10 protein-coding genes are annotated in these 14722 nt (G+C 35.0%); 6 read left to right on the top strand and 4 right to left on the bottom strand.

Annotation, left to right across the window (positions count from 1 at the left end):
• Window positions 1-25 precede the first annotated feature (25 nt).
• The 3 genes from H6G44_RS07225 (at window position 26) to H6G44_RS07215 (ending at window position 2440) form a co-directional block, all read left to right on the top strand.
• Window positions 26-223: a DUF4926 domain-containing protein gene (locus H6G44_RS07225; protein ID WP_190385635.1), complete on the top strand. Its 198-nt coding sequence runs from the start codon at window positions 26-28 to the stop codon at window positions 221-223.
• A gap of 251 nt (window positions 224-474) precedes the next feature.
• Complete coding sequence (locus H6G44_RS07220) at window positions 475-1584, top strand: glycosyltransferase family 4 protein (RefSeq protein WP_190385634.1); 1110 nt, start codon at window positions 475-477, stop codon at window positions 1582-1584.
• A gap of 88 nt (window positions 1585-1672) precedes the next feature.
• Complete coding sequence (locus tag H6G44_RS07215; RefSeq protein WP_375379336.1) at window positions 1673-2440, top strand: Uma2 family endonuclease; 768 nt, start codon at window positions 1673-1675, stop codon at window positions 2438-2440.
• A 73-nt stretch (window positions 2441-2513) separates the two neighbouring features.
• Here the strand turns inward: H6G44_RS07215 and H6G44_RS07210 are convergent, their stop codons facing one another.
• From H6G44_RS07210 to mfd, 4 genes are all read right to left on the bottom strand, one after another.
• Window positions 2514-6359: a DUF2157 domain-containing protein gene (locus tag H6G44_RS07210; RefSeq protein ID WP_190385632.1), complete on the bottom strand. Its 3846-nt coding sequence runs from the start codon at window positions 6357-6359 to the stop codon at window positions 2514-2516.
• A gap of 143 nt (window positions 6360-6502) precedes the next feature.
• Window positions 6503-7063, bottom strand: a complete 561-nt coding sequence (locus H6G44_RS07205) for a hypothetical protein (RefSeq protein ID WP_190385631.1) — start codon at window positions 7061-7063, stop codon at window positions 6503-6505.
• Window positions 7063-8454, bottom strand: a complete 1392-nt coding sequence (locus H6G44_RS07200; RefSeq protein WP_190385630.1) for an AAA family ATPase — start codon at window positions 8452-8454, stop codon at window positions 7063-7065. The genes H6G44_RS07205 and H6G44_RS07200 overlap by 1 nt, the downstream gene beginning before the upstream one ends.
• A gap of 604 nt (window positions 8455-9058) precedes the next feature.
• On the bottom strand, window positions 9059-12523 hold the full coding sequence (mfd, locus tag H6G44_RS07195; RefSeq protein WP_190385629.1) for a transcription-repair coupling factor: 3465 nt from the start codon (window positions 12521-12523) through the stop codon (window positions 9059-9061).
• 278 nt (window positions 12524-12801) lie between these two features.
• On the opposite strand from mfd, the gene H6G44_RS07190 reads away from it, so the two are divergent.
• The 3 genes from H6G44_RS07190 (at window position 12802) to H6G44_RS07180 (ending at window position 14631) form a co-directional block, all read left to right on the top strand.
• Complete coding sequence (locus H6G44_RS07190) at window positions 12802-13452, top strand: hypothetical protein (protein WP_190385628.1); 651 nt, start codon at window positions 12802-12804, stop codon at window positions 13450-13452.
• Between the two features lie 174 nt (window positions 13453-13626).
• Window positions 13627-13947: a type II toxin-antitoxin system RelE family toxin gene (locus tag H6G44_RS07185; protein WP_190385627.1), complete on the top strand. Its 321-nt coding sequence runs from the start codon at window positions 13627-13629 to the stop codon at window positions 13945-13947.
• Window positions 13948-13950: 3 nt separating this feature from the next.
• Entirely contained in the window at window positions 13951-14631 is a 681-nt protein-coding gene (locus tag H6G44_RS07180; protein WP_190385626.1) for a Shedu immune nuclease family protein, read from the top strand.
• Window positions 14632-14722: the final 91 nt, after the last annotated feature.

Raw genomic sequence — 14722 nt, 5'->3', positions numbered from 1 at the left:
TTATCTAATCGTCAATTATTCCCAAATGATTAAAAATCAGTTTAATTTACTAGACGTAGTAGCACTCACAATGGATTTACCTGAATATAACTTATTACGTGGTCAAGTTGGTACAGCATTTGAAGTAGAATTTAGCGATATCAATGGACAAACCTATGGATCTGTTGGGTTGCGTCTAGAGCAAATTATGGTGTTACATTTTGAGCCAAAATCACTTAATTGAGTACAGGAAGATGAATCAGGGTTTTGTATGTAGTTTTCACCAGGATATACATATTATCTAATTGGGAAAAGTAATTATAATAAACCAAAAGACAAGGAAATAATTATCGTACAGAATGTTTTAACTTTAACAACCACCCTCCCTATTAACATTACTTTATAAATTTGATATATGCTTCATGAAATACATTTTGAATATATGACTTTATATATCATAATTAGGAATAAGTTTTGACACACATTTTTAAATTTATGCGAATCATACATATACTAAATCATGTCCAGGAAATTGGCAATGGTATTGTCAATGTAGCAGTAGATCTAGCTTGTTTACAATCTCAATCTGGTGATCATGTAGCCGTAATTTCAGCAGGGGGAGAATACGAAAAATTATTAAATAAATTCGGTGTTAAGCATTACAAAATCAACCAAAATCGCCAGCCAATAAATATGATTAAGGCCGCGATAGCTTATCGGGCAATTTTGCAAGAATTTCAGCCAAATATAGTTCATGCTCACATGATGACGGGTGTGGTTTTAGCGAGTGCTTTAAGATGGGGAAATAGATATACTTTAGTGGCTACTGTCCATAATGAATTTCAACGGAGTAGTCTATTGATGGGTTTAGCTGACCGAGTAATTGCTGTTAGCAAAGCTGTCAAAAATTCAATGGTAAAACGAGGAATTTCTGAACATAAATTACGGGTAGTGTGTAATGGGACTTTAGGTAGCCCTCGAACTCGGAAAATATCAGATTATCAACCTTTAAATTTACAAACTCCAGCGATAGCGAAGCGCTCCGTAGGAATCGCTACCGTGGCAGGAATGTATAAACGTAAAGGTATTACTGAGTTAATTGCTGCTTTTGAGAAAGTTGCGACATCTTTTCCCGAAGTGCATTTATATGTGGTGGGAAATGGTCCAGATAAACAAATATTTGAATCTCAAGCCCAAGCAACTGCTGTTAGTAGTCAGATTCATTTTGAAGGGTTTCAGCCTGAACCACAACGTTATTTACTAGCCTGTGATATTTTTGTCTTAGCTTCCCACCGTGATCCCTGCCCCTTGGTACTTTCGGAAGCGAGGGAAGCAGGAATGGCTATTGTTGCGACTGAGGTAGACGGCATTCCAGAGGCGTTGGATAATGGGAAAGCAGGGATATTAGTTCCGGCTCAGGATAGTCATAAGTTGGCTGAAGCATTAATTAAACTATTGAGTAATCCAAATACGCTTCAAGAGTGGAAACAGCGATCGCAGGAAAATCTAGAATGGTTAAATGTTACCCGTGTACATCAAGAAACATTGACTGTATATAAAGAATTAGGTTTTCAGGAGAGTTTTTCGACTACACAACCTAATTAATATTAAACCATACACCAAAGGGCGTTCAATTCTGTTCCCTGCTATAATAAATTACAAAAAATCCTCATAATAGGGAGTTAGAGTGATGGTGGCTACTCCAATCTCAACCGTTCCAAAACTATCAACAATCGCAATTTCTTGGGAAGCATTACCCGAAGATTTTATCTTAGAAGAAGAACCTGTGGAAAACACTGCACAGCCATTAATTGCCGGAGCATTGCGAGAAGGTCTGGAATTAAGCGGATATATTCAACCCACCATGCTTATAGCGGCCAATTTGGGCATCTGTGCCACCATGGATGGTAAACTTGTTATCAAAGCGCCAGATTGGTTTTTTGTGCAGACGGTTTTACCCTTATCTGGAGTGACAGATAGACGTAGCTATACACCCCATCTAGAAGGGGAAATTCCCCGGGTTGTGATGGAATTTTGCTCAGATCCAGACGGGAAAGAATACTCAGCTAGACGCACTTTTCCCTCCGGAAAATGGTTTTTTTATGAACAAATTCTCCAAGTTCCTACCTATGTAATTTTTGATCCCCTGACGGCTACATTAGAAGTTCATCAAATCGAGTCAGGACAGTATAAATTGCAGCCAAAAGACGAAAATAATCGTTACTGGATTACAGATATGGGATTATTTTTGGGATTGTGGCAAGGAGAAAAGGAAGGTCGCATAGGTTACTGGCTACGGTGGTGGGATCAAGCAGGTAATTTATTACCATGGGCTGTAGAAAAGGTAGAACAAGAACAGCAACGAACTGAACAGGAACGTCAACGGGCTGAACAAGAACGTCAACGGGCTAAAAGGTTAGCAGAACAGTTACGCGCACTAGGTATTGATCCAATTGATTAAATGTGCGGGTTCTAAAATTGTTGTAGAGATGTTTCATGGAACGTCTCTACATTCTTTTTCGTGAGATGTCTAATCAATCCCAATTTGCAAACTCATCACTAATATTGCGAAGTATAGCAGTGATTTGAGTACGTCGGGTTTCAAAATTAGCAGCAATGTAAATTAACAAAATACCAACTAATAAACCAACAATCCATTTTAAAAAAGAATAACTCAGACTGAAAATTACTAATTGGTAAATGCTGGTAATTAAAAAAGTACCTGTACCAACATAAAGAAAAGCGCGGACTTTTAAACCTAAGCCAGCGAAAATAGTAATCATACTAAAAACTCCGGGGATAAAAGGTAAATTTTGATAAAACAAAATTGTCCAACCGCAAATTAAACCACTTCCTAACATTCGTAAACTTTGACGTAGGGGTTTTATTGTTGATAATTTAAGTTGTTCATCCACCTCAGCGATATATAGTAAAGATAATCCAATAGGTATCACATAGGAAAGAGAATCTCTCAGGTTTAAATCATTAAACCAAGTAAATAACGCCCAATCAATTAATATCAAACTGATGTATGTAAACCGGATTTGTGTTGCTGCTTTCGCTAAAAAGATGTAGTAAGCAGCAACGATAATTAAAGTAATAGGATAAGTTTTTAGTCCCGTTGTGCCTAAGATGATTAATGGGAGAACATAAGCTGTGCGTTGCCAAGGTATTTTTGACCAACCCAATCTTCCCCAAGGTAGGATATAAAGGAAGTAAGCAAATAGGCAAGATATCGCCCCATTCCAAGGTAATAATTGTTCAGATATTGTTCGTCCTATTGGTAAGCTTTGTAAATAGATACCAATTATTCCTGCTTCTATTAAACCCAAATAAACCCAGACTTCCTGATTTGTTTCTTGAGAATTTTCTCTTCCTTGCCAAATCGCATAGCGGACTAAAAATAATCCAGTTCCTAAGACAATAGAAAAGTTAATTTGGATAGATAAAGTAATAGCTGATAGGAATAAAATACTACTCCAAGCCCAATGGATATGGGCAATATTTTTTAATTCTCTTGGAGTTAAACAAAGATAACTAATCAGCCAAGGTGTGAGGATACGGTAAGCATACATAATGCTAGTCCCCAGGGCTGACATAGCAATTAAGCCATCACCTAACACCCCTCCTCTTGATAGGGACATTTGATAAAATAGGAGTTCGTAGGCGGAAATTGATAACCCGATAATACCAAAATAAAGCAGAAGTTTAAATGCTTCCCTGCGTCTTCCTACTCCAATCAGAATTAAGGCTACACCCAAGGAACAAAAACCTGTAAAATCTGCAAAGGTATTTAACCGGAAAATGACACTAAATGCACCATAAATGAGGGGAAGAATATTAAAACTATTAGGTAATGTTTGTAATTGATGTTTACGTCGCCACCATTCACCAAATAGCTGAGTTGTTAACCCTAGAATAATGTTACCTATGGCTATTCTCATAACTGAATGTTCGCCAAATCCTAATATTTCCGCTGTTAATAATTCTAAACACCAACCAATACCATAAAATGCTGCTTCCTTCGATTGTCCCCAACTGCGATAGAGAATTGCCACTAAAATTATCGCTGTGGTAATAACATAGAAATATTCTGTTTTGATAATGCCTTGATAAATTAAGCTGGAGTGGAGAGTTAAGGCTGATAATTCTATTGTACATAATGCAATCGCCCATTTATCACTAGCGACTGCATAAATTATCGCTAATTCTGTAACTTTGCGTAAAAGTACACCACGCCATAGCCATAAACTCAGTATTGTTAATGCAGTAACAACAAACCAACCCGATATTGTTAATTTAATTAAACCAAATACACCTTCCCATAACAATGCTGTCAGAAAACTCAACCCAAAACCAATAATTGTTCCTGCATATATTTGATTTCTTAAATAGCGAGTATTGACTAACATTACTGCTACATTTACACCTACACCCACACCCAAACCAATTAATCTAATTCCTGGTAATGGTAAAGTTAATAATTGAGAAACACCCACAGCTAAGACAGTTAAAAAACTGTTGGTAGTACGATTTGGTTCAGTATTACGAATAGCTAAAGCTGTTAATGTTAAAGGTGTAATTAACCAAATTATTCCCCAAGAGGTTCGATTTTGTAAATTACCATACCAATAACTTTCAAGATTTACCCACAATAAAGAAAAACTGAGTGCCGCTAATACTAAACCAATATACCATGCACTGCGTCGCCAGATACCATTACCAAGACTAAATCCCCATTCAGCTATCATGATAGCTAATAGAATACCAGCCCAAATTTCTTTATTTAAACTTGGTAAAAACCAATTAATACTAGAAATCAGTGTCAATATTCCCATACCATGAGTCAAGTATATCAGGGAAGGAGAAAAAGCTGTACAGCGTTGGATAAATGTCGCTAAAGTAATAGTAGATAATAAAAAGTTGATTGTTCTTAATGTGGGATTTACTAAACTAATTATTGTTAGACAAATTCCTAAAAATAAAGTAAGATATTCTCCAAAATTTGCTATTTCTTGATTTTCTTGATGATATAACTTATTTGTTATCCATAACATCAAAATAATATAAGCAAATAAAGCAATACTCAATAATGCCCAAGGTTCATTTTGAGAATTAGTTAAATGAGTTGTCGTACTAATTACTAATCTTTGTAATTCATTAGGTACTAACCGCCAACCTAGCCAAATTGTCTGTAAACCAATTAAGAAAATAGCTAAAAAATCAACTTTTAACCTGTATCTTTGTAATCGAATACTAAAAATCCACAAACTTAAGCCACTCAATATGATAGCTTGGTTTGGTTGGGTAATGACTGAAACTAACCAACCTAATAAAAGTAAAATTTCTCCTAATTTTTCCCAAAGTTCAGAAGAATTTGTAGAGAGATTTTTTTCTGATAACCAAATTACTAAACTACCACAAATCCCAATCGCTAAACCTAATTGAGTAATATTAACTCCAGCTATAAAAATAGCCCTTGTCAGTAAAGTTAATAAAGCATAAATCAGGAAAGTAAAATATAAACTAATTCCCCATTGCGAAGTTTCTGTATTTGTACTTTCTTCTGATTGGGTTAATTGATTGTAAACAGTAATAGTAGTTGTTCCTATCATTGCTAAATAAACAGCAATGAGTGGAAAAACTGATAACTTCCAACCCCAATGTAAATAACTCAAACCGATAATATTGATTAAAGGTAATTTACCACTGGGAAAATTATTAATAATATTGCGGTTTTGACAAAGTTGATTAGTAATAAACGTCAGGGTTAGCGACGCAATTCCCATCACAACTAAGTTTAATGGATTTTGCCACAGACTAAAGCTATCCATTGCCCAAAAGTTGATAGGAACTAATAGCAATGTGACGATTAATAATGTCTGTGCAGTTAACCTTAAATTGCTTTGTTTACCTGCCCAAAGTGTAAATCCACAAAAACTCAAGGTATAGGCAAATAAAACTCCATACTGTCCAACTGCGGGGAATCTTTCCCACTGACTTGCAGCTAAAACACCGGAGGAAAGCACTACTAAAAATACGCCTAAAAACAGCAACCACCTTACACTTAATTCTTCACCCAAAGATTGCAACATCGAATTAACAAAGCTGGGTTTTTTAGGTACTGTTGGTATGACAGGTAAAGTGGGAATTAATGGTTTTCGTGGGGGTGTGCTAAGGGTGAAAATTTCCTCTGGTTCTGATGCAGTTTGAGGTGTAAATACTACAGTGCAAGTGAGATATTGACGGGCTAATTGTTTAATTTGATCATCAGATATTAAACCGAGTTGTAGTAAGTCATCTAATCCTAATAATAAGTCAGGATGATTAGATGGTAGTTTAATGGGAATTTTCTGGGATGGTTCAAAAGGTGATGTCATAAATTGCAACCTTGTAAACTTATATCAAAATTAGTCATTTCGATGATTACTAAAATATATCACTCACATTAGGAAAAGCCAAGATTGATAAATTTTAATTTTTCACCAATTAAGTTTATTTCACTACATAACTATCACTATCATTATTTTTGGCAATGGACTAAATCATTAAATTGAAAAAATTTACCTGAAATCTGGCGTATTTCTAATTTTGAAGTGGACTTTTGATTAGGGTCAAACCGTGTTTTTGTTTTTTGCGTGATGTTTTTAATGCTGATAAACCGCCATTTATAATCTTTAAGAAAATTCGGATGATCCCAAAATGATTGACCAATTTCCCGACAATAGGCAACAAAACACTTTGCTCCTTGAAGTTGTTCAGTAATATCTTTCATTGTTCCTCCTTTTCTTGCTTTCATTTCAATACAGATAATTGTCTGTTTCTTACCAGTATCAGCAATGATAATAAAATCTGCACGTTTACATTCACCATTTTTTCCTTTGAAAATTGTATCAAGTGACTTAAATTCCTCTGGATTAATAATTATGACATTATCATCATCCGGCATCCCACGAATAGTTACATAGTAATTGGGGGGTTTAGGCTCTCTGAGTATGACCTTATTCCGTCTGTCAAGATCATTTTCTAATGATACCGTAGCGGTTTCCTTGATCATTTCTTTCAAGATAGCAATATCAGACATTACTCTTCACTCCAAAAAATTGCTTCCTGAATCCGATTCATCGTTTCAATTGTTGTATCAAAACTCCGAGCTTCAATACCCAATTCTGGGTCGATATCCGCAGGTATAAGAGTTTGACATTTAGTTTTTTTTGTATTTCCCTCTAGTTTCATATTTGCTTCTTCCGCAATGTAAACTTTAATTTTTTCAGCAGTAATCAGTTCTTCTGGCCGATAACCTTCTTGTTCAGCAATTCGCTGGAGATAGGGTTTATCATGATTAAGCATGATTAGAGTATTCAGTTCTTTAACGATGTAATCGCTGTGGGTAGTGATAAAAACCTTAATACCCACGTTAACCAGTCGAGCAAAAAGTCTGGCTACTCGGCGTTGATTTTCAGGGTGTAGATTTAATTCTGGTTCATCTACCATCAATAAATCACCATGTTGTGCTTCGTATTTTAGATAAAAGCCAATGTCTAATAAAGAACGCACAGCACTAGAACTTTCATCCATAGAAAGCTTAACTTTTTTACCCTTAGGTACATAATAAAGCTCATCGTTGCGGGTGACAGTATACTCACCACCAATAATATCAGTAAAATCAGCTAATAGATCAGGATATTCATCGGTAATGAAACTATTTTTTTTAACAATGGTTTCAAGTTTACGAGTAAAATCCACATTCGTTTTTATCGGTAGAGCATAATCATCATACTCTTTCAGTAAAAGTTCCATTGTATCAATATTTTCGTCAGCTTGACCAATTTCTTCTAGTAAACGATTTTTAGCAAAATTCAACTCTTTGCGAAAAATGGCCGCGCCAGTTCGTTCAGCACTAGCAATAAAAGGACGAGGGAAAAACTGAGCAAAAATAATATCTTTTATAGCATTAGCAATTAGAAATTTAATGAATTCATGTGGTATTTTTACCTTGTCTTTTTCAACAAGAAGAGTAACAACTAATTCTGTACTTTCTTCACTTTTAGTAATAGAGAAAATTTCTGCATTAGCTGATCCCATTTTTCGATCAAATTTGTTTTTTAATTTAATATCTTCAGTTTTTATTTCTAGACTGATGTTAAATTCTGTATTTTTAAATCTGTCAATTGGTGCTGCAAAAATTTTCGGTAATTCCTGGGTATATCTCTCACAGGCTTTAATTATAATCTGCTCAGATTTTTTAACATATTCTTGGATATCAATACGAATTACACCGTCAGCAAGAAGTTCCTCAATTTTATCATCGTTGACTTGAATTGAAAGTATTCTTTGCCAAGTATATAAAAAGCCAAATAAAGCATAAGTTGCGTAGGTTTTTCCGGTATTGTTACCACCACAAATGATCGTCAAGTCACCAAGAGTAAATTCTGCTTCTCGTAAAGTACCAAGATTTTTGACTTTAATTTTCATTGTCCTATTTCTTTAACTATTAACCATTATTCTATAATATCACTTCCTTGACCATAGATAATGCCTTTTTTAGTATTCGTAGGTTGGGTTGACGCAAGGAAACCCAACATCCCACATTCCGCATTTCATAATGTAGTATTAGCACTTGAAGTAATTGATGAAATATGTTTTTTACACATATCAAAAAATAAAATCAGGGTAATATTCGCGTATTACAAGCAAAATGAAGTGTAGAAAATCAGCAATATGATTAAAGGAAACTCAAGATAATTAATACTGTTGTTGGGTTGCGCTGTCGCTTAACCCAACCTACAAAATCTTGACCATAGATAATGCCTTTTTTAGTATTCGTAGGTTGGATTGACGCAAGGAAACCCAACATCCCACATTCCGCATTTCATAATGTAGTATTAGCACTTGAAGTAATTGATGAAATATGTTTTTTACACATATCAAAAAATAAAATCAGGGTAATATTCGCATATTACAAACAAAATGAAGTGTAGAAAATCAGCAATATGATTAAAGGAAACTCAAGATAATTAATATTTTTGTTGGGTTGCGTTGTCGCTTAACCCAACCTCCAAAATCTACAAAATCAAACTCAAGGAGTTTCAGAAATTGCACCTTGCATTTTCATAAAAGTATCTATTAAAGTCTGCAATTGTTGATCTGCTTTAAAGACTCCTAAACCTCTTGCTGTGACTTTTCCAGGAGAATAAACAAATCTGGTTTTCATATTTGAAGTTAACTTTTCTGCTAATAAATTCCAAGCTGGTTCTTCCATGGGTGTTTCTAAAACAATATGCTGTTTATTCTCTGGTTTAATACGACTAAATCCCAAATTTTTAGCTAATTGTTTTAATTCCATAACTCGCAATAATTGATTTGCAGGTACAGGTATAGTACCATATCTATCAGTCCATTCAGCAGCGATTTGTTTTAATTCATATTTTGATTTTGCTGTAGCTACAGCGCGATAAGCACTCATTTTCTGATCAAGATCAGTAATGTAATTGGAAGGAATAAATGCAGTGACATTAAGATCAATTTGCGTATCTTCAACTTTCGGTATTTCTTGACCTCTAATTTCTCGAATTGCTTCCTCTAACATTTCCATATACAAATCAAAACCAATTGCATCCATTTGACCAGATTGTTCTGCACCTAGCAAGTTTCCTACCCCGCGAATTTCCATATCTCGCATTGCTAATTGATATCCAGAACCGAGTTGAGTAAATTCTTGAATTGCTCTTAATCTTTGTCTAGCAGCATCAGATAATTCTCGTTGTTTGGGGTAAAATAACCATGCGTGAGCTTGAATTCCTGCACGACCAACTCGACCTCGTAATTGATATAATTGAGATAAACCAAAACGGTGAGCATCTTCAATTAAAATTGTATTAACTCGCGGAATATCCAAACCAGATTCAATAATTGTTGTACAAACAAGAATATCCGCGTCATTATTTCCGAAGGTCAACATAGTTGATTCTAACTCACTTTCATCCATTTGACCATGAGCGATCGCAAATCTTCCTCCAGGGATCATTTCCCGTAAATTTGCAGTGGTTTCTTCAATTCCTTCTACTCGTGGAACTACATAAAATACCTGGCCACCTCGATCTAATTCTTGACGAATTGCACTTCTCACAATGTCAGAATTTAAAGGTGCGAGATGAGTTTGAATTGGTCTTCTAGTTGGAGGTGGAGTTGTAATTAAACTCATTTCTCTAATTCCCGACAATGACATATATAAGGTTCTGGGAATAGGAGTAGCAGAAAGAGTTAAAACATCAACTTCTGTTTTCAGACTTTTGATTTTTTCCTTTTGATTAACTCCAAATCTTTGTTCTTCATCAATTACTAAAAGTCCTAAATCTTTAAATTGCACACTTTTTCCTAATAATTGATGTGTACCGACAACTATATCTAATTCTCCAGTTGCAAGACGTTTTTGAATATTCCGTTTTTCTTCCGCACTACGAAAGCGATTGAGTAAACCTACATTAATTGGATAAGGTGCAAAACGTTCTTTAATTGTGTGATAATGTTGTTGAGTTAAAATTGTCGTTGGGGCTAAAAGTGCGACTTGTTTTCCTGCGGTAACAGCCTTAAAAATCGCCCTAATTGCCACTTCTGTTTTGCCAAAACCCACATCTCCACATACTAACCTATCCATAGGTCTTTCACTTTCCATATCTCGTTTTACATCTTGCACCGCTTTTAGCTGATCTATGGTAGGTTGATAAGGGAAAGAATCTTCCATTTCTTCTTGCCAAGGCATATCTGCGGGATAGGAAAACCCCTGTTGTTTAGATCGTGCTGCATACAATTTTAACAAATCTACTGCTAATTTCTTAATCGCTTTACGGACTTTATTTTTAGTATTATCCCAAGCTTTTCCGGTCATTTTATGCAGTTCTGGAGGTTTATCTACATTAGTTCTAAATCGAGATAAAGAACCAACCTGATCAGCAGCAACTCTTAATAAACCATCTGCATATTGCACAACTAAATAATCACGAGTTTCCTCGTTAATTGTCAGACTTTCTAATTTGACAAATTTGCCAATTCCATGACTACGATGAACAACAAAATCCCCTGGACGTAATTTATTAGGATCAACTTGTTTAGATGTCGCTTGACGACGTTTGCGAACATAACCAAAATTAGCTAAAGAATGTTGTCCATAAAACTCTCTATCAGTGACAATAACTAACCGATAAGAAGGTAAAATAAACCCTTCTAATTCTGCCAAACCAGAATATTTTAGAGCAATAGGTGTATGATTAATTTGCAGTTTATCAATAGCTTGATAATCACGGGGATTAGGGATAAACTGCGCGGGACAATCGTGTTCTTGGAGGAGAGAAACCGAACGGGAAGGTTGAGCCGAAATTATCCAAATTGCAAAATTGCGTTCTCTCTCGTTTCTAATAGTTTCCCCTAATTTAGCAAATTGATGAGGAGTTACAGGTAAGGGTCTACTTCCTAAATTTAAACCACTACTTTCTTCTGATAATTCCGATAAATATAACTTTTTAAAATTACTAATTTCTGCTATACACTCATCAAAATTGCGATGAATTTTAGGTAATTCAACGGACAACTGACCACTGACAACTGACCACTGACTATTAGCATTTTCTACCCAGCGATCGCTATGAGCATAACATTGTTCTGGTTCATCAATGACAACGAGAGTATTTTTAGGTAAATAGTCCAGCAATGAAGCGGGTTTTGTAAAGGCCAACCCCAAAAATCGCCGACTTCCTTCTTGTAGAGACGTTTCATGAAACGTCTCTGCATTTGGTAAATTCTTCAGTCCGTCTAAAATGATGGGTGCGAAACTTGTGGGGGTGAGAGTAATTTTTTCCACCTTATCCAAGGCTGAACGCTGAGTAGAGGGGTCAAATTCCCGAATTTGTTCAATTTCATCACCAAACCATTCCAAGCGCACAGGCAACTCTGAAGACACCGGAAACACATCCACAATATCCCCCCGTCTGCTCCATTGTCCTTCAGTTTCCACCAGGGGAACTCGTGCATATCCCAAAAGAGTAATTTTCTCAGCAAATCCATCTAAATCAAATTCCATCCCTTTGGCTAAAGTTATACAAAATAATTTAAACGCCGAGGGAGGTGGCAAATGTGGCTGTAATGCACCTACAGTAGCAATTATGGCAGTTTTTTGTTTTAGCAACTGACCACTAACCACTGACGACCGACCATTGACCAAATCAGCTAAAACCTGCATTTGTCCCCAACTCAACTCATTTTCCGGGTCAAAGGGTTCATAGGGAGAAGCTTCAGAAGTAGGGTAAAAGTGGACAGTTTTCCATCCCATTGCCTCCATTTGGGCAAAAACCCGGCCAGCCTCCTCCAGTGTAGCACAGAACACACACAAATCCTGATCTTCATAGTTTGCTAATGCTGAAGCTACCAGTCCCTTAGGGAGACGAGAAATCCCATTTAACCGCAATTCCTGTTGTTTGTTGAGTTTGCTAATGAATTCTGCGGTAAGAGGCGATCGCGCCAAAGCACGCACAATAGAAGAAAAGGCCATAAGTTTTACGCTAAATTAGAAGTTACTGCCGATATTAAAATCTAGAAGCAGTTTATATTAACCATTTTAAAAGTTTTCATCGCACTCTAGACTATCAATCGAAAAGAATCAAGCTAAACTACTTACATATAGCAAATTATGGTATAATATCATCTTATTAGCACCTTTAAACTCACTGAGGCTGAACTGATTGAGGATTTAGGTCATGCCTAGTGTTATTGTTGACACTTTAGTAAATTTCAAGTAAGTTAAATTTTAGATGTTATTAGGTGAACAAAATGAAGGCTTATCAAGAATTAAAATTAAAATTAAAAGAAGTGAGCGATTCCGAATTTATTGATATTATTATAAATTTTACTCAACAGGTTAAGAATTGGACTTATCTCGAAAAGGAATCTAAAGAACATATAAAAGAACATATAGAAGAAACTAGTAATTCTTCATGTATCTTGTTTTTAGATGATGACCACCACAAACCAACCTTTCTTATTACTAAAAGAAAAGATCAGTTTTATTCTATAGTAAATATTTTTAATTCGCAGCACGGTCATATACCAATGCTAGAATATAATGCTTTATTAAGACATTTTTATCAAGATTTCAAGGGCTTTATTGATTCTAATAGGCATAAAATTTCCATTGAAATATCAAAAGAAGAGATTGGATTAAAGGAAATAATTTCATCTACAAAAGCAAGAGATTTATTTGAAACATACCTGAGCTTTAGCCCTCTTAGCTATCATCTTAATGATAAGGAGCGACTTTATTTCTTTATTTGTGCTGCTTCGCGTTGTAAAAAGAATATAAATATTGAACTGCTCAAGCAATATCTTGTTGAGGAGCTAAACTGGTCTCAGGAAGATGCTAATTGGTGTCGTGAAACAATTGACCTTGGATTACAAATTTTGAAAGCAAATAAGCACTATTAATATTTGTAGTGCAATATCTCATTTCCGTAGCTCAGATTATCATTAATAACACGGTAAAAGGTTAATTTGAAAAACTGTGAGGTGATTCAAATACATAATCTTCCAAAACATATAGTAGTCAAAGTCTTAATAGTAGTATAATATGGATATTATTTAGAAAAATTCTGTCATGTTATGAATTCAGGTATTGAATCTAATAACCAACGGCTAAACAATAACCAAGTAGTTTTACTTGATAAAGCACAAATAGCACTTGATGCTTTACCAACCAGAGATCAAGGAACAGTTATACGTGCAATGAATTGCTTAGAAGAAGATCCTTTTTGTTCACAAACTCAAACTTATAAGCTGAAATCTATTCCCAATTATTTCATTGCGCGAGCAGGTCTAAAATATAGAATTATATTTAAATTTCAAGATAGGGAAATAACTATTATTGATATAGTTAATCATGACCGTCTGGAGAAATTCTATGGCTCATTGAAAGAGGTATAGAACGTGAAAGGACTAGACTCATTCAATTTAGACATTAAAAAGTGCTTAGTTGAGCTTGAAGAATTTGAAAAGTTACTTCTCAATAATAAAGAATTAAAGGAAAGTAAGGATATACTTCCTTTTTTCAAACAGAGATTACATTTGTCTGCATTTATTGGTTTTTACGTTCCTCAAATCATTAGATTCAACCAAATTAAACATGAATTTACATTTTTTGGAGACTTTCTAGCCGATTTAGCCATTGGTGATTCTGTCAATAATACTTACTGTTTCATTGAATTTGAAGATGCTACAAAAAATAGTATTTTTGTAAACAAAAAAGGAAAAACTACATCAGAGTGGTCGGCTAGATTTGAACATGGATTTAGTCAAATCATTGATTGGTTTTGGAAAATTGATGATTATAAGAATACGTCTTTAGCTCGTTCTATTTTTGGCAGTGAGAATATAGAATTTTACGGGATTCTTGTTATAGGTAGAGACGCTTTTATATCTCCTATTGATAAAGCAAGATTGAATTGGCGTTTAAATAAAGTTTTAGTAGATTCACGCAAAGTAATTTGCATAACATTTGATCAACTAGCTAGAGATATGAGAGATAGACTTTCACTATATCCGCTGATTTATGAAGCTGAATCAGAGGCTGAACAGAATATTTCTACAGATGAAAGCAATCTATCGTAGATTGGGTTAAACTGCAAAACTGCTGACTCTTACCCTCTTCTTTGCGCCTTTGCGTCTTTGCGTCTCTGCGCGAAACAAAAATAATATAAAA

This window comes from Aphanizomenon flos-aquae FACHB-1287, from assembly GCF_014698755.1.
Lineage (GTDB): Bacteria > Cyanobacteriota > Cyanobacteriia > Cyanobacteriales > Nostocaceae > Dolichospermum > Dolichospermum flosaquae.
The sequence above is the reverse complement of the archived record's forward strand: the minus strand, read 5'-3'. Positions and strand labels throughout refer to the sequence as shown.

Bases quoted from the DNA above. Each gene is read 5' to 3' on its own strand.
- H6G44_RS07225 (WP_190385635.1), top strand. From the start codon at position 26: ATGATTAAAAATCAGTTTAATTTACTAGACGTAGTAGCACTCACAATG.
- H6G44_RS07200 (WP_190385630.1), bottom strand. From the start codon at position 8,454: ATGAAAATTAAAGTCAAAAATCTTGGTACTTTACGAGAAGCAGAATTT.
- H6G44_RS07205 (WP_190385631.1), bottom strand. From the start codon at position 7,063: ATGTCTGATATTGCTATCTTGAAAGAAATGATCAAGGAAACCGCTACG.
- H6G44_RS07190 (WP_190385628.1), top strand. From the start codon at position 12,802: ATGAAGGCTTATCAAGAATTAAAATTAAAATTAAAAGAAGTGAGCGAT.
- H6G44_RS07210 (WP_190385632.1), bottom strand. From the start codon at position 6,359: ATGACATCACCTTTTGAACCATCCCAGAAAATTCCCATTAAACTACCA.
- H6G44_RS07220 (WP_190385634.1), top strand. From the start codon at position 475: ATGCGAATCATACATATACTAAATCATGTCCAGGAAATTGGCAATGGT.
- H6G44_RS07185 (WP_190385627.1), top strand. From the start codon at position 13,627: ATGAATTCAGGTATTGAATCTAATAACCAACGGCTAAACAATAACCAA.
- mfd (WP_190385629.1), bottom strand. From the start codon at position 12,523: ATGGCCTTTTCTTCTATTGTGCGTGCTTTGGCGCGATCGCCTCTTACC.